At 38.7% G+C, this 17,318-nt stretch carries 14 protein-coding genes, 1 riboswitch and 1 other annotated feature; of the genes, 1 reads left to right on the forward strand and 13 read right to left on the reverse strand.

Translation table 11 applies throughout. The features are described 5' to 3' along the window. Window position 1 precedes the first annotated feature (1 nt). The gene (locus tag MKZ14_RS15775) at window positions 2-610 is read right to left on the reverse strand and encodes a succinate dehydrogenase cytochrome b558 subunit (protein ID WP_004226428.1); all 609 of its coding nucleotides are present in this window, start codon (window positions 608-610) and stop codon (window positions 2-4) included. 272 nt (window positions 611-882) lie between these two features. On the opposite strand from MKZ14_RS15775, the gene MKZ14_RS15780 reads away from it, so the two are divergent. Next, window positions 883-1,317, forward strand: a complete 435-nt coding sequence (locus MKZ14_RS15780; protein ID WP_016991545.1) for a YslB family protein — start codon at window positions 883-885, stop codon at window positions 1,315-1,317. A 98-nt stretch (window positions 1,318-1,415) separates the two neighbouring features. Here the strand turns inward: MKZ14_RS15780 and MKZ14_RS15785 are convergent, their stop codons facing one another. The 12 genes from MKZ14_RS15785 to polX all read right to left on the reverse strand — a co-directional run bounded on the left by MKZ14_RS15785 (window position 1,416) and on the right by polX (window position 17,267). Beyond that, window positions 1,416-2,642, reverse strand: coding sequence for an aspartate kinase (locus MKZ14_RS15785; RefSeq protein WP_312123698.1), 1,227 nt, complete (start codon window positions 2,640-2,642; stop codon window positions 1,416-1,418). A 123-nt stretch (window positions 2,643-2,765) separates the two neighbouring features. After that, window positions 2,766-2,943, reverse strand: a riboswitch (Lysine riboswitch). Between the two features lie 107 nt (window positions 2,944-3,050). Then, window positions 3,051-4,841: an excinuclease ABC subunit UvrC gene (gene uvrC, locus MKZ14_RS15790; protein ID WP_016991547.1), complete on the reverse strand. Its 1,791-nt coding sequence runs from the start codon at window positions 4,839-4,841 to the stop codon at window positions 3,051-3,053. 122 nt (window positions 4,842-4,963) lie between these two features. Continuing rightward, window positions 4,964-5,275, reverse strand: coding sequence for a thioredoxin (gene trxA, locus MKZ14_RS15795; protein WP_004226420.1), 312 nt, complete (start codon window positions 5,273-5,275; stop codon window positions 4,964-4,966). 121 nt (window positions 5,276-5,396) lie between these two features. After that, complete coding sequence (locus tag MKZ14_RS15800; protein ID WP_333005123.1) at window positions 5,397-6,746, reverse strand: amino acid permease; 1,350 nt, start codon at window positions 6,744-6,746, stop codon at window positions 5,397-5,399. Between the two features lie 59 nt (window positions 6,747-6,805). Beyond that, window positions 6,806-7,037: a binding site (T-box leader), on the reverse strand. Window positions 7,038-7,175: 138 nt separating this feature from the next. Continuing rightward, window positions 7,176-8,153: an electron transfer flavoprotein subunit alpha/FixB family protein gene (locus tag MKZ14_RS15805; RefSeq protein WP_016991548.1), complete on the reverse strand. Its 978-nt coding sequence runs from the start codon at window positions 8,151-8,153 to the stop codon at window positions 7,176-7,178. Between the two features lie 47 nt (window positions 8,154-8,200). Next, window positions 8,201-8,974, reverse strand: coding sequence for an electron transfer flavoprotein subunit beta/FixA family protein (locus tag MKZ14_RS15810; RefSeq protein ID WP_333005121.1), 774 nt, complete (start codon window positions 8,972-8,974; stop codon window positions 8,201-8,203). Between the two features lie 114 nt (window positions 8,975-9,088). Further along, the gene (locus MKZ14_RS15815; RefSeq protein WP_016991550.1) at window positions 9,089-9,862 is read right to left on the reverse strand and encodes an enoyl-CoA hydratase; all 774 of its coding nucleotides are present in this window, start codon (window positions 9,860-9,862) and stop codon (window positions 9,089-9,091) included. A gap of 14 nt (window positions 9,863-9,876) precedes the next feature. Next, window positions 9,877-10,497 (reverse strand): TetR/AcrR family transcriptional regulator, encoded by a 621-nt coding sequence (locus MKZ14_RS15820; protein ID WP_309484743.1) that lies wholly within the window; start codon window positions 10,495-10,497, stop codon window positions 9,877-9,879. A gap of 99 nt (window positions 10,498-10,596) precedes the next feature. After that, window positions 10,597-12,291, reverse strand: coding sequence for an AMP-binding protein (locus MKZ14_RS15825; RefSeq protein WP_333005120.1), 1,695 nt, complete (start codon window positions 12,289-12,291; stop codon window positions 10,597-10,599). A gap of 445 nt (window positions 12,292-12,736) precedes the next feature. Further along, window positions 12,737-13,150, reverse strand: coding sequence for a DUF350 domain-containing protein (locus MKZ14_RS15830; RefSeq protein ID WP_008179180.1), 414 nt, complete (start codon window positions 13,148-13,150; stop codon window positions 12,737-12,739). Between the two features lie 22 nt (window positions 13,151-13,172). Next, the gene (locus tag MKZ14_RS15835; protein ID WP_312123700.1) at window positions 13,173-15,539 is read right to left on the reverse strand and encodes an endonuclease MutS2; all 2,367 of its coding nucleotides are present in this window, start codon (window positions 15,537-15,539) and stop codon (window positions 13,173-13,175) included. Between the two features lie 18 nt (window positions 15,540-15,557). Next, complete coding sequence (gene polX, locus MKZ14_RS15840) at window positions 15,558-17,267, reverse strand: DNA polymerase/3'-5' exonuclease PolX (protein WP_312123701.1); 1,710 nt, start codon at window positions 17,265-17,267, stop codon at window positions 15,558-15,560. Window positions 17,268-17,318 lie beyond the last annotated feature (51 nt).

The following is a 17,318-nucleotide window of genomic DNA, read 5'->3' on the forward strand; positions in this document are numbered from 1 at the left end:
ATTATACGAAAGCTAAAATAGCAGCCACACCAACTACACTTAGAATTACGAAAAGAATGTTTGTTACGTAAGTAGCGATCTTTTGAGACTGAGGAGATTGTGTAATACCCCAGCTTACTAGGAATGCCCATAAACCGTTAGATAAGTGGAAAGTTGCTGATAAAATACCAACAATGTAGAATCCAAGCATGAATGGATTAGCAACGATATTCGCCATCATGTCGTAATCAACGTGTGTGCCAAGTGCTTTTTGAATACGAGTTTGGAAAATATGCCATGCAATGAATATCACTAAGAATACACCAGTAAAACGTTGTAAAGAGAACATCCAGTTACGGTACGTGCTGAAACGTCCTGTGTTTGGTGTAGCAGTGAATGCAATGTAGACACCATAGAATGCGTGGAACATTAATGGAATATAGATGACAATCCATTCAACTAGGATAAGGAATGGAATCTTTTCCATTACTGCGGTAGCATCGTTGTAACTTTCTGCCCCGCCTGTTGCTGTAAAGTTAATGAACAGGTGCATCGTTAAAAACAGACCTACTGGAATGATCCCAAGTAGAGAATGTAAGCGACGCCATAAAAACTCTCGATCTTTCGACAAGACTGTTACCCCCCTTAGTACTTAAAATAGCACAACAAAAGAAGTCATCATTTTGTAAATGATACTTCATTGACTGTGTATTTCATCATGGTACAATATTATGACATGTTTATTGTACTCTCAAGAGCTACGAGCGTCAAGGCAACTCGGAGTTTTTCATAGAGCTTATTAAAGAACTAATCTAGTACATGATGCGTCGTTTTTTCTCGAAAAATCTATCATTACTTTATTACCGTTAAATTTTAAGAAAATTCTAAGAAAGAAGGATAACAATGTTAAACACTCCATCTCCTACAATCTCATCATTTGGCTATGAGATCATTCGTGATCATATTCTATCTTCTATACTCGGTAAACATGAAGATGATGTCCTTTATTGGGCAGGTAAGGAGCTTGCTCGCAAGTTCCCATGTAAAAGTCAAGATGAACTTATCGCATTTTTCGCAGATGCCTGCTGGGGTACATTAGAACTCATAAAGGAATCAAAAGATGGACGCATTTTCCAGTTGACAAATGACCCTGAAATTCTGCAAATTAAGCAACGTAGCTTTAAACTTGAAGCAGGATTTATAGCAGAGCAAATTCAACTAGCGAAAGGCTACCTGACAGAATGCTATAATGAAAAACGGGAAAAGCAACAATACGTCATGTTTACAGTCAAATGGGATGTTAAAGAACGTATTATGAATACCATTCCCTTAGAATAATTAAAAAGGATTGTCTCCCATTAAAGAATGGGAGGACAATCCTTCTTTTTTCTTCCTTTTATTTCGGTCAATTACATAAAATGCTGTTTCTTCTATTATTATATGTAAAGTGCTTGCTCTAAATTAAACTCATCATGGAGAGCATTAGCTGCTTTGATCATATCATCCTGTGGGACAACAACGGACACTTTTATTTCAGAGGTACTTACCATTTTTACAGGGATATTTTCACGACGTAACCGATCAAACATACGAGCAGCAACGCCTGGATTAGAAGCCATGCCTGAACCTATGATAGAAACTTTTGCTAGCCCAATTTCGAAGTCAGCAAAACTAAATCCGAGTGATAATTTACTATCCTCTAACACACGTAATGCTTCCGCAAATTCCTCTTTTAAAATAGAAAACGATACAGTTGGCTTCAACCCATCAATAATGGCTTGGACAATAATATCTACATTAATACGGTTCTCTGCAAGAACCGTAAATATGTCTGCTAATGAAGCATTGGAAAAAGCATCATACCCTACTGTTAAACGAATAATATCCGATTCAAATGCCACACCACGAACGACTAAATTTTTTTCCATTTCTACTTCCTCCTTCAATAAAGTGCCTACTGATTCAACTAAACTTGAGCGTATAATAACAGGCATTTGAAATTTCTTCGCTAACTCCACCGCACGTGGATGTATGATATGAGATCCTAAGTTAGATAATTCCAACATTTCATCATAGGATATTTCCTGTAGCTTTTGGGCATTTGTAACATAACGTGGATCTGCTGTATAAACACCGTCCACATTTGTATACATATCAACTCTCTCCGCTTCTAACGATACAGCAAGTGCTACAGCTGCTGTTTCAGCTCCACCTTTCCCAAGCATGGTAATATTGTGCTCTTCGTCAATCCCCTGTTCTCCAGCAATGACTACAATTTGTCCCTGTGTAAAGTGTTCTTCCATTCGACTAACATCTATATAGTCGATACGTGCATGTCGATACATACCATCCGTATGTATACCAGCTTGCCATCCAGTTAGAGACACAGCAGTATAGCCTGCTTCCTGTAAGGCGATGGCAAATAAAGCACTAGATAATTGAGAGCCTGTTGACAAAACCGCATCTAATTCTCGTTTCGATACATCATCTGTTAGTTGATGTACCATCATTTTCATCTCTTTCACAGTGTGTCCCATCGCTGCAACGACCACCACTACATCAAAACCTTTGTCCTTTTCAGCAATCGCTTTCCGAGCAGCCTCTTGGATTTGTTCAGTGGAACCTAATGCAGCTCCTCCAAACTTCATCACGATTTTAGCCATTTCTTTCGTTCTCCCTTCCAGTTCATGTATTTCACCTAATTATGGGTTTCTAGAAAAACTAAAAGGCAGCCTCCACATAACGTGAAAGCTGCCTATAACATGTACAATAATCGTAACTTGCGCATGTGTGATAGCTCTCCGAAACGTTTAGAATCGACAGTCTTACATTTCTTAAATGCAAAACCAGTACAGCAATGGAACAACAATACTGTACTTCGGCAAGCTCCCCTTTCACACAATATCTTTGGACTTGTCCATCCTCCATCGTGTTACTCTTGAACCTTGCACCTCTATCATCACTTTAAAGTGAATGTATTCAATTCATTAAGCCTTAGCGTAAACAAACTAGTCACGCAGTTGGCTCTCCATAACATTGAAAACAATGTTATTTATAACCATAGCACATGCCTATTCCTTTGACAATGATTGTTGCTGAAAATAGCTAAAAATTTGGCTTGCTAAATTAGCGGGCATCCCAGCCTCCTGTAATGCTAGCTCGCTCGCCTCTCGAATTTTTTTGACTGAACCGAAATGTTTAAGCAGCTGTTGCTTTCGTTTTGGTCCTACCCCTTCAATATGATCTAATACAGATTGAATGGCATGCTTCTCATGCTGTTGACGCAAGAAGGTAATAGCAAAGCGGTGAACTTCGTCTTGAATTCGTTGTAATAAATAAAAGCCATCACTTGTACGTTTTAAGCTAATCACTTCTGGTGGATCACCAAACAAGAGCTGAGATGTATTATGCTTATCATCCTTGGCTAAACCAGCAATCGGTATAACAAGGCCAAGCTCATCTTCTAGTACTTCACGGGCTACTTCCATTTGTCCCTTACCACCATCAATTAAGACTAAATCTGGTAATGGGAGACCTTCCTTTAAAACACGTATATAGCGACGACGTATAACCTCCTGCATTGCACCGTAATCATCATGCTTGGCTGCTGTACGTGTTTTATATTTTCGGTATTCCTTTTTCGCAGGCTTCCCATCAATGAACACTACCATGGCAGATACTGCATCCGTTCCATGCATATGACTATTATCAAAAGCTTCAATTCGTAAAGGTGTACTAATACCCATTGCTTCACCAAGTGCCTCACAAGCACCAATGGTACGTTCCTCCTGGCGTTCTATTAGCTGGAATTTAGCTGCCACAGCAATTTCGGCATTTTTGGTTGCTAATTCAACCAATTCCTTCTTTTGACCTCTTTTCGGTGTGAGCACTTTGATCTCTAATAATTCAGTTAAGATAGCTGCATCAATGGCTTGTGGAATAAAGATTTCTTTTGGCTTAATATGCTCTGGTTTTTCATAAAAGCGTCCAACAAAAGTTAAAAATTCATCCTCTGCATCTTGATAGATCGGGAAAATCGAGACATCACGCTCTATCAGCTTACCTTGGCGCACAAAGAAAACCTGAACACACATCCATCCTTTTTCCACTGCATAGCCAAATACATCTCGATTTGTTGTATCACTTGAAACTATTTTTTGTTTCTGCATAACCGTATCAATATGGGCAATTTGGTCTCGGAATTCCTTCGCTCGCTCAAATTCCAGATTTTCTGCAGCTGCTAGCATTTTAGCTTCAAGCTCTTTTTTGACTGCCTCCACACCACCATTTAGAAACTTCGTCATATCCTCAATCATATCTTGATAAACCTGACCATTAATTTCCTTCACACATGGTGCTAAGCATTGACCCATATGATAATACAGGCAAACCTTAGATGGTAATTGTACACATTTACGCAGCGGATACAATCGATCCAATAGCTTTTTTGTTTCACTTGCTGCATAGGCATTTGGATAAGGACCAAAATATTTAGCCTTATCCTTTTTTACCTTCCGTGTCGTAATTAGACGAGGATGTTTTTCATTCGTAATTTTTAAATATGGATAGGTCTTATCATCCGTTAACATGACATTATATTTTGGATCATGTAATTTGATGAGATTCAGCTCTAAAATAAGTGCTTCAATATTGGATGACGTCACAATATACTCAAAATCTTCTATTTCACCTACAAGCCTTTGCGTTTTCCCTTCATGTGTTCCAGTAAAATAAGAGCGGACACGGTTTTTCAGAACTTTTGCTTTACCGACATAAATGATTGTCCCTTGTCGATCCTTCATCAAATAGCAGCCAGGCTGATCTGGTAAAATATCCAGTTTTCGTTTGATTAAATCATTCATTACCTACCTGCCCCCTAAGTAAAAATTCCCCTCATTAGAATAATGTTAGTTATTTTCTTTATTATATAACGAAAAAAAGCCGAACACATCTATTGATGGCTCGGCTTTGTGAACTTCATTCATTACGCATGTTTTGCGATAAATGCTTCTAAAGCTTCTTTTGGTTGGAAGCCTACTGTTTTGTCAACTAATTCTCCATCTTTAAATAATAGTAAAGATGGGATTGACATAATTTGATACTGAGCTGCAGTACCTTGGTTATTGTCAACGTCAACTTTTACAATTTTAGCCGCACTACCCGCAGCGTCCATTTCTTCAAGAACTGGCCCAATCATTTTACATGGTCCGCACCAAGCAGCCCAAAAGTCTACTAGTACTAACCCTTCTTTAATATCGTCCTGGAACGTAGCATCTGTTGCATGTACAATTGCCATTTGAAATCCTCCTTAAACTTACTATGACTGTAGTATAGCATGGATAAATTCACTTGAGCGAACAATCTGCCTACAATGTATTTTTTATGCAAATCTATATCGAAAAATCAAATCACAGCCATTAATTGTCTTGATAACGACCTTTCAATACATAGGTTAACGTAATAAAAAGGTAAATAGCTAACGTAATGCCTGTCACAATAATTGATGTGGTAAAAATAATCCCGATGAGAATCGCACTTAACGCTAGTATAGCTACCCAAGTTGTATAAGGGAACCATTTTACTTCATAGGCACTTGTGTGCTTTGCTTGTTTTTTACGTGATTTTAAATGTGCAATCGCAATAATTAACCAAATAAATAACACAGTATAACCAAGTGATCCCATTAGAAAATCAAAGGTCTTGCTTCCCGCATATAAAGATAAAATGACCCCTAGATACATCGCTAAAGTACACATTAAAATTGCATATACTGGTACTTTTCGTTTCGATAAATAAGCAAATATTTTAGGCACCCGTCCATCTACAGCCTGTGTATAGAGTACGCGTGATGAACCATACAGTCCAGAATTCATTGATGAAATAATGGCAAGTAAAACAACAGCGTTCATAATATGGTCTGCCCCTGGAATACCCACCATTTTAAAAACCATGACAAATGGGCTTTCAGGAACCCCATTTACTTCATTCCAAGGAATCAAGCTTACGATAATAAAGAATGGCAGTAAATAAAAAGTAACAATACGTACTAATGTACTGCGAACAGCTTTTGGCACTACTTTTTCAGGATTTTTCGTTTCAGCTAATGTAATCCCGATGATTTCTGTCCCGCCATAAGAGTAGATAACTACAAGCATAGCTGCAATTAATCCCGTCGAGCCATTAGGGAAAAACCCACCATGCTCTGTTAAGTTAGCAAAACCAACAGCATTATGATTTCCAAACGTAACAAGCAATAAAATAAGTCCTGCAATGATAAAGACAATAATAACGGTAATTTTGATTAATGCTAGCCAATATTCTGTTTCTGCAAATATTTTTACGGATAGTAAATTAATGGCTGTTACTAACACTGAAACAGAAAGTGCGAGTATCCAAATTGGATAATCTGGTAGCCAATATTGAATAAAGATAGCTGCAACGACAGATTCTGCCGCAATATTTAAAACCCACATTTTCCAATAAATCCAATCCAGGAAATAAGCGGGGTATTTGCCTAACACTGATTGCACTAAATCTCTAAAGGTTCTTGCTTCTTTATTACGTACAGCCATTTCTGCTAAGCCTTGCATGACAAATAATAAAATAATGCCTCCGATTAAATACGCAATCAGCACAGATGGTCCTGCCATATCAATGGCTGCACTACTTCCTTTAAATAATCCCGCGCCAATGGCACCACCTAACGCCATCATCGTGATATGACGCGAGGTCATTGTTCTTGTCAATTGTTGCTTGTTTTTTTCCACTTTCTTACCTCCTAAAAAATCAAAAAAGCATACCATCTCTTCCTTCATCATCAAATGAAAGAAGAGACGATATGCTATCAGCAAACCGCGGTACCACTCTAATTGGTTCATGAGAACCCAGCTTAAAACCTTGTAACGAAGGTTAATCGTCAAACAAATGGAATAATCTGATAATTACATTTGTGTTACCACTCCTAGGCAAGTTCAAAGTCTTATTGGTCTGCGTTGCACCAACCCGCAGCTCTCTTCACCGAATAATGAGCTTTTACTACTCCTAATCTTTGCGTTTCAAATCATTAATGTATCCATCACTATAATGTCTATCGTTAATTATGTCAATATTTTATTTTGCGATAATTTTCAAATAGTGCTTCTTGAAAAGGAAACCAATATAAAAAAGCAGGAAGGGTATCCCTTCCTGCATCTGCATTATGCGTTCACTTTTAATGCTTTAAATTCTTCAATTAGAAGCGGAATAACTTCAAATAAATCTCCAACGATACCATAATCCGCTACTTTGAAAATATTTGCTTCTGGATCTTTATTAATGGCAACAATGACTTTTGAATTGGACATTCCAGCTAAATGTTGAATTGCGCCTGAAATACCTGCTGCAATATAAAGATCTGGTGTTACAACCTTACCTGTTTGTCCGATTTGAAGCGAGTAATCACAATATTCAGCGTCACATGCACCGCGTGATGCACCAACTGCACCGCCTAGTAAATCTGCTAGCTCTTTTAATGGCTCGAAGCCTTCTTCTGACTTCACGCCACGACCACCAGCAACAACTACTTTTGCTTCTGAAAGATCTACACCTTCTGAAGACTTACGAACAACTTCTTTAATAATTGTGCGCAGGTTTGTAATCTCTACAGCGACTGCAGACACATCCCCTGTTTTACCTTCTGCTTTCTCTAAAGGTGTAATGTTATTTGGACGAATAGAAGCTAAAACAATGCCTTCTTTCACTTTTACTTTTTCAAAAGCTTTACCAGAGTAAATTGGTCGGATGAATACCACATCATCGCCTGCACCTTCAATAGCAGTGACATCAGATACTAAACCTGCTTGCAGTTTACTTGCAATTTTTGGCGATAAATCTTTCCCATTTGCTGTATGACCAAAGACAATACCAGCTGGTTGCTCTTGCTCGATAACAGCCAATAGTGCTTGACTATAGCCATCAGATGTATATTGTTTTAAATGTGGGTGTTCCACTGTTACTACTCGATCAGCACCATATTCAAATAATGGACCTGTTAAACCTGCTACAGCATCCCCTAACAGTACCCCAACAACTTCGCCACCATCAGCGATTTGTTTTGCAGCTGCAATTGCTTCGAAAGAAACATTACGTAAGCTTCCTTCACGAACTTCACTTAATACTAATACTTTTTTTGACATAGCATATTCCCTCCGTTACCCTTTAAGATTCGATTGACATCCAATAATTAAACAACTTTTGCTTCTGTGTGAAGTAGATTTACCAGTTCTTTTGCTTGTGCAGATAGGTCACCCTCTAAAATACGACCTGCTGCTTTTTGAGCTGGTAAGAAGATGTCAACTGTTTCAATCTTCACTTCTACATCATCTTCATCGATATCTAAATCATCTAACTCAAGCTCTGCAAGCGGTTTCTTTTTCGCTTTCATAATACCTGGTAGAGATGGGTAACGAGGCTCATTTAAACCTTGCTGAGCAGTTACTAATAACGGTAAAGAAGTTTCAATTACCTCTGAATCTCCTTCAATATCACGAACAATTTTCGCAGTTGTTCCGTCAATTTCAAGTTTCGTAATCGTTGTTACATAATTTATATCCAATAAATCAGCAACACGTGGACCAACTTGCCCTGAACCACCATCAATCGCAACATTTCCTGTTAAAATTAAATCTGCATCTTTATCTTTTAAGTATTCTGCTAGTAGATAAGCTGCTGCATGTTGGTCCAGCTCATCTAAATCATCTTCTGTATTAATAAGCACTGCTTCGTCTGCTCCCATAGCAAGTGCTGTACGTAATTGCTTCTCTGCATCCTCGCCACCAATTGTCACTACTGTTACTTTCCCACCAGCAGCATCGCGAACTTGGATCGCCTCTTCAATGGCATATTCATCGTAAGGGTTGATAATGAATTCTGCGCCGTCCTCTTGGATTTTACCACCCGACACAACGATTTTTTCTTCTGTATCAAACGTACGTTTAATTAATGCAAAAATGTTCATATATCCATACCTCCTGGAACGTTTTATAATTCTAAGTAAACTTATAAATATTATATATTTTCAGTTTCGATAACGCCGATAACATACTGAAGGTTGCTATCGACATTTGGAAAATTATTTGCCAGTAAACACAGGCTCACGCTTTTCAATGAATGCTTGAATTCCCTCTTTGGCATCTTCTGTAACAAATACTGTTCCAAACGATTTCGCCTCTGCTTCAATGCCTTCATAGAATGATGCATGTTTTGCATATTGCAATGTTTGAATAGCCGCTTTTAAAGCGATTGGACTTTTCTTAGCAATGCCCTTAGCGATTTTTAACGTTTCTTCTAGCAGTGCTTCATCTGAGAATGCACGGTTCGCTAAGCCCCACTGAACAGCTTCGGTACCAGAGATTGGTTCACTTGTAAACATCATTTCAGCAGCCTTTGCTACACCAACATAGCGTGGTAAACGCTGTGTACCACCAAAACCAGGAATAAGCCCTAGTTGTAATTCAGGTAAACCAAGTTTTGCAGATTCAGTGACATATCGCATATGACAGCTCATCGCTAACTCTAGGCCTCCGCCTAATGCCGCACCATGGATAGCTGCAATGACAGGCTTAGAAAACGATTCAACACGCTCAAAAACCTGTTGCCCGTTGCTAGCTAGCTTTGTAAATTCCTCTCCAGATTCTACCCCAATAAATTCTTTAATATCTGCCCCTGCAGAGAAGAAACGGCCTTCACCATGAAGTACAAGGACTCTTACAGCATCATCGTGTTCTACAGCATCTAGTACAGCGTTAACTTCTGCAATAATACCGCGAGATAATGCATTTGCTGGTGGACGTGCAATTGTAATAATCGCTACTCCATCTTCTACTTTCCAACTTAGAAATTCCATTTCTCCACATCCTTTTAAGCTTTAATGCCGTTCAGGATTAACGCCTGAACCTTTGGAACCTGTTCCATCAAATCATATCGATAGTCATTCATAACCCACGACGTAATAGTTTCATCAATTGTTCCAAAAACCATTTGTCGTGCCAAGCGTACATCCATCGTCTGATTGAACTCACCTGTAAGCATACCCTCGATTAAAATTTGATCAAGTAGCTGTAAATACTCACGCAATACTGAATTAATTTTTAATCGTAAGTCTTTGTTTGACTGGCGAAGCTCTAATTGTGTGACAGTTGCTAGGTATCGATCTGTCGCTAGAACATTAAAATGATTTTCTATCATTCGTGAAAGTTTGTCTTTAGACGTACTCCCATTTTCTATTATATCTTGTAATGACTCTACAAAAACAGCCATTTTTTCATTAAAGACAGAAATTAATATATCTTCTTTATTTTTAAAATATAAATAGATTGTTCCATCGGCCACCCCTGCCTGTTTGGCGATTTTCGATACTTGCGCTTGGTGATACCCATTCTCCGCAATAACGATGACAGCTGCATCAATAATTTGTTTATATTTTGGCTTATCTCGTTTCACTTTTATATCACCACCTAAAAAACATGCGCACGTCGATATGACGTGTGAACCTAAAAAAATATGAAAATATGAATGGTCATTCATTCATATTTTCATATTATATTTTACAGCATTGCTTGTCAATACTTTCACACGTATTTATTTCGCTTCTTTATTCGCTAATTTTGTTTTTTCTTCTTCAACTAACGTACGACGTAAAATTTTTCCTACAGCTGTTTTTGGCAGCTCTTCTCTAAATTCATAATAACGCGGAACTTTAAAAGCCGCTAGATGCTGACGACAATATTTATTTAATTCGTCCTCAGTAATCGAATATCCTTCTTTTAACACAATATAAGCTTTTACTGTTTCACCACGATACGGATCAGGTATGCCTGCCACTACGCACTCTTGGATCTCTTCACGTTCATACAACACTTCTTCCACTTCACGAGGATAAATATTAAAGCCACCAGCTATTATTAAATCCTTTTTACGATCTACTACATAGAAGAAGCCTTGCTCATCCATATAACCAAGATCACCTGTTAAAAACCAACCGTCAGCAAATGTCGCAGCTGTATCCTCTGGACGGTTCCAGTAGCCCTTCATTACTTGTGGTCCTTTAACAGCAATTTCACCCACCTCACCAATAGGTAGCTCTTCTGTATCCCCTGTACGTAAAATAACTGCTTCTGTATTTGGCCATGGTAAACCAATCGAGCCAATCACCCGCTTACCCCAAATTGGCGTAGCATGTGTTACAGGAGAGGTTTCAGTTAATCCATATCCTTCTACTAGCTTTCCACCAGTAACGGCCTCGAACTTCTCTTGCACTTCAATCGGTAATGAAGCAGAGCCACTTAGGCATGCCTTAATAGATGATAAATCATAATTCGCAATGTCTGGGTGATTTAAAAGGCCAATGTATAAGGTTGGTGCGCCGGGGAACAGTGTTGGTTTCTGTTTATCAATCGTTTTTAAAGCAGTCTCTGCATCAAACTTCGGTAAAAGCACCATTCTATTTTGAGTGAATACAGATAAAAGCATAACAGTAGTCATTCCATAAACGTGGAAGAATGGTAGAATGCCCATAATGGTTTCTTCACCATGAACACATTTATACATCCAAGCATCACACATTGTTGTATTGGCAATTAAATTTTTATGTGTCAGCATAACGCCTTTTGGGAAACCTGTTGTCCCACCCGTATATTGAAGGAGTGCTAGGTCTTCTTCAAAATCAAATGGCATATTGTCAATTAGCTTAATCGGTGCTGAGCGCATTATTTCTGTAAACAAGTGATTTTGACCGCTATGTTCAACCTTGACACTAAAGCCATACTGCTTTTTTTGAATAAATGGATAGACTAAATTTTTTGGGAATGGTAAATAATCTTTAATAGCTGTCACAATGACATTTTCAAGTGCTGTCTCTTTCATAATTTTCATGACTCTTGGATATAAAATATCCATTACGAGAATAACCTTTGCTCCTGAATCACCCATTTGATATTGAAGCTCACGTTCAGTATAAAGTGGATTTGTTTGTACTACAACAGCACCTGCATACATGGCACCATAGTAAGCGATTACACTTTGTGGCGTGTTTGGCAGCATAATGGCTACTCGATCTCCCTTTTCCACACCTAGTGCTTGTAAATAGTTTGCGAACCTTAAAGCTGACTCATATAGCTCGGTGTACGTCAAATCCTTTCCCATAAAATGAATCGCTACTTTGGATGGATTCTTTTTATAGGCACGTGTCAAAAACTCTTGCACTGGAATTTCCTCAAACGTTAAAGACGATGGTACTTCTTCAGGATAATTTGCTAGCCATGGTTTTGCTGTCATACGTCCTCTCCCCTTTGTCCCAAACTTTGTCAATTCTTATATTTATTATAATGAAAAAGAAATACAGTTTCAAACAGAAAATAGAAAATAAATGCATTTTCGATTAATTATTATGCAATTTACAACATTAATATGATTGGTATTTATCGGGATTTGTTTGAATAGACCTTATGAATACTCATTCATTCTTGACTTACTCCATAAAAAAATAATCACCATATTCCTATATTATAAAAATAATTTGTTCTACCCTTTAATAGCGTTATATGAGAGAAAATTAATAGGTTGTAGTAGAATTTTATGTAATGTTTAATAAATAAAAAACGCATTCTCATAAAGAGAATGCGTTTTTTTAAACCGTTAACATATAGTAGACACCTACTGCCAAAAATGCAATACAGACAACGATTAGTACTTTTGCTAATTTTTCCATGTCATGACACTCCTATGCAATACTTGCCCCAATTACAAACGAAAGACCGACTGAAATGGTAAAGGAAATGAAACCAACTGAGCGATTATCATTGGCAATCTCTTGATCAACGTTAAAACGAGGTGTCATAAATTCAAATAAGAAATACGCTACAATTAATAATGTAAAGCCAAAAAGGCCCCAGCCGATCATTTCACTTAATGTGCTATGACGTGCAATGGAAAAGCGGAAGATATTACAAATCCCTAGTATTTTCCCCCCCGTTGCAAGTGCCACAGCGACATTACCTTTTTTAATTTCTTCCCAATTTTTATATTTCGTAACGACTTCGAACAATGCCATCGAGACGACTAAACATAATACTACAACACTAAAATATCCTGCCGTTTCGATAATTGGATATCGCCAAAAGCCAGAATTCAGCATTTTTCTCCGTCCCCTTTATAGCTTATTTCAATTCAACAACTGTGACGCCTAAGCCCCCTTCACCGGCTTCACCAAAACGGAAGGATTTTACGCGCTTATGCTTTTTCAAATAGCTTTGAATACCTTGACGTAACGCCCCTGTACCAACTCCATGAATAATGGATACACGACCATAATTAGAGAGTAATGCATCATCAATATATTTCTCTGTTCTTACGATTGCATCCTCATAGCGTTCACCACGTAAATCTAATTCTAATTTCACATGACTATTTCTATTTTTCACACCAGCTGTTCGTAATACAGGCTCTTTTTCAGGTTTAATATACTCCAAATCACTATCTGAGATTTTCATTTTTAAAATCCCCATTTGGACAACCCATTCGGTATTCGACACCTTTTCTAACAAAGTACCTCGTTGACCATAGCTTAACACCTTTACCTCGTCTCCGACAACTAAGTTTTGTGCACGAGCTTTAACTTGTGCCGCCTTTTTTAGCACTTTATTGTCTTCAAGTGGTGTTGCTTCTTCCAAGCGTTTACGTGCTTCAATCAATTCATGCTCCTTGACAACTTGATCCGCATTTTTACGCATTTCTCGAAGCTCCGCAATAATCGCTTCTGCTTCACGTTTCGCTTCATCAACAATTTTACGCGCCTTTTCCTTCGCCTTCTTATCAAGCGCCTCTTTGCGCTCCTCATAGGCTTGCAATTTATCTTGAAGCTCTTTACGCAATGTCTCTGATTCTAATAGTAATGCATGCGAACGCTCTGCATCATCTTCGGATTGGCGACGTGTTTCTTCCAATGAGGCAATCATCGATTCAACCTCATGTCGATCGGTTCCAGTAAAGCCTTTAGCACGATCAATAATGGATTCAGGTAAACCGAGACGACTGGAAATTTCAAATGCATTTGAGCGCCCAGGCACACCGATAAGTAGACGGTAGGTCGGGCTCAACGTTTCAATATCAAATTCTACACTGGCATTGGCTACACCTGGTCGATTATAGCCATAAGCTTTTAGCTCAGGATAGTGTGTTGTAGCCATTACACGAGCACCGCGCCCATGTACTTCGTCTAAGATTGAGATGGCTAAGGCTGCCCCTTCCTGTGGATCAGTACCTGCCCCTAACTCATCAAAAAGAACAAGTGATTCGTGATCAAATTTTTGTAGGATGTCTACAATATTGACCATATGGGACGAAAACGTAGAAAGTGACTGCTCAATTGATTGCTCATCACCAATATCGGCAAATAATTGCTCAAATACAGCAAGTTCTGAGCCATCTAATGCTGGCACTGGTAATCCTGCCTGCGCCATTAATGTACACAAGCCAACCGTTTTTAATGTCACCGTTTTACCACCTGTATTCGGACCTGTAATGACAATAGCTGTAATATCTTTACCAAATTCAATATCATTGGGAATAGCTGATTCTATAGGTAACAGTGGATGACGCGCACGTATTAGTCGGATATAGCCATTCTGATTCATTTTAGGCATTGTACATTTATTGGCTTGGCCATATTTGCCCTTTGCTAAAATGACATCGATATCACCTAATACCTTCACTAAGTTAAATAAATCTGATGCTACTTCTTGCACCATTGCACTTAATGCTAGTAAAATACGTTCAATTTCTGCCTGCTCCTTCATTTTCAAGCGATGTATTTCATTGTTTGCTTGGACAACAGAATCTGGCTCAATGAATAAGGTTTGACCAGAAGAAGATTGGTCATGGACAATCCCGCCATAATGATGACGGTATTCTTGCTTTACAGGAATAACAAAGCGATCATTACGAATTGTCACAAGTGTATCCGAAAGCATTTTTGCTGCATTACTTCCACGAATTAGACTTTCCAGCTTAGAGCGAACTTTCCCTTCTTCAGCACGCAAAGATTGGCGAATAGAGCGCAATGTTTGACTAGCAGAATCTAAGACAGCTCCATTGTCGTCAATACAGTTATTGATTTCATGTTGCAGCCCTGTTAAGACAGGCATTGCTTCCTTTTTGGAGATGAAATGAGGAATAGCAATCACTTCATCGGCTTCTAAATCTTCAATAAAATTGCGCAAAATTCGGCTTGCTCGAATCGTGCTCGAAATTTCCATTAGTTCTACTGCTGCTAACATGCCTCCTATTTGAGCACGTCTGGCAGAGGGACGGACATCGAAAATGCCTCCCATTGGTACATTACCCTTCACACGCAAAATGGATAATCCTTCATCCATTTCCTCTAATAATTGTACTACTTTATCAAAATCTGTTTGTGGCACAAGCTCCTCAATGGCAGATTTACCAATGGAGGAAGTACAATAGGAAGCCACTTGTTGCCTAACTTTATCGTATTCTAGTGTTTTCAATGCGCGATCTGCTATCACTGAGAACACCTCCTCAGCCTATTTATTTCGTCGTATGAACGCTTCAAACTGTTCACGCGTCCATGTATTCACAATCATATCTTTCGGTAACCATGCTCTATTTGCATAGCGAACACCAATATCCATAAAACGTAAATGCGTAATATCATGAGCATCTGTGTTGATGGCTACCGGCACACCTGCAGCGCAGGCCATTTCTAAATGTTCTACACATAAATCGAGACGATACGGATTTGCATTTAACTCTAAAATTTTACCATATTCCTTGGCCCAGGCAATTAACTGTTTCATATCAGGATTATAACCATCACGGTCTTCAATAATTCGACCAGTCGGATGGGCAATCATATGAACATAGGGATTTTGCATTGCTGTTAGTAAACGTGCCATAATTTTATCTTGTGATTGTGTAAAACTAGAATGAATGGAAGCAATAACAAAATCGAGCTCTTTTAACACCTGATCTTCGAAATCAAGGGAACCGTCGGGTAAAATATCCATCTCCGTCCCTTTAAACAAATGAAAATCTGGATGTGCCGCATTAAACGCCTCAATTTCTCCACGCTGCTTTTCTAAGCGCTCTGGCGTTAATCCATTTGCTACTTTTAGGAATTGCGAATGGTCTGTAATAACGCTATATTGATAGCCCCGTGCTAGTAACGCCTCGCCCATTTCTGCAACAGAGTAAGCACCATCCGACCAAGTCGTATGCATATGCAAATCAGCTTTAATATCCTCTAGTCGAACTAATTTATGAATTATATTTGTTTTATCAAATTCTGCTGTTCCAGTACGTAAGCTTGGTGGAATCCAAGGTAGATTAAAATGAGCAAAAAATGCCGCTTCATCTTGAAACGTTAAAACAGTACCATCTTCTTGTTCCACTCCATATTCACTTATTTTTTCACCACGGGCTTTGGCAATTTGCCGCATACGAACATTATGATCTTTTGAACCTGTGAAATGATGCAACGCAGTCGCATATTCATTGTCCTTCACTAAACGAAAATCAACGCTAACTGGTTCATCTAAGTCTAAAATCACCGAAATTTTTGTATCCCCCGCCGCCACTACTTCTTGAATGGCCAAGCTATTTAACAACTTTTCTCGTACTTCCTCAACTGCTTCTGTCACAACAATAAAATCAATATCTTTGCTAGTTTCTAACGCTCGACGGAAACTCCCAGCAACTGAAAACCGGTCTACTTCCTTCATACTACCTAGAAGCGCCTCAATTTGTAAAACCACAGGCTCAAGCTGCCAAATTGGAAGTCGTTCTGAACGATTTGCTAAATTGGCTAGCTCCTTTAAAATCTTCTCCTCCGTTTTTACAGCAAACCCAGCTAATTCACGTACTTTCCCTGCCTCACAAGCAGCCTTCAAGCTTTCGGCAGAGTCAATACCAAGCTCTTGGTGTAGTTTCGCAATTTTTTTTCCTCCCAAACCAGGTAATTTTAGCAATGGCAGTAACCCTTTAGGTACAATCTCTTCTAGCTCCTTTAACAAACTCGATTCACCTGTTGCCATTAAGTCCTCTATTACAGCCGCAGTACCCTTGCCAATCCCTTTGAGTTTTGTTACATCATCCATTTCGCTTAATGAACGCTCGTCCCCCTCTAGTGCTGCCGCTGCCTTTCGAAAGGCTGATACCTTGAATGGATTTTCTCCCTGTAGTTCCATATATAAAGCAATTTTTTCGAGTGTGCGAATAATTGTTTTTTTATTCATTGGTAATTCCTCCTATCGTAAAAACACTTCCCTCAAGACAGAGAGAAGTGC

Origin of the sequence: Lysinibacillus sp. FSL P2-0066 (genome assembly GCF_037969495.1) — a bacterium.
In the GTDB taxonomy this organism is placed as follows: Bacteria; Bacillota; Bacilli; order Bacillales_A; family Planococcaceae; genus Lysinibacillus; species Lysinibacillus boronitolerans.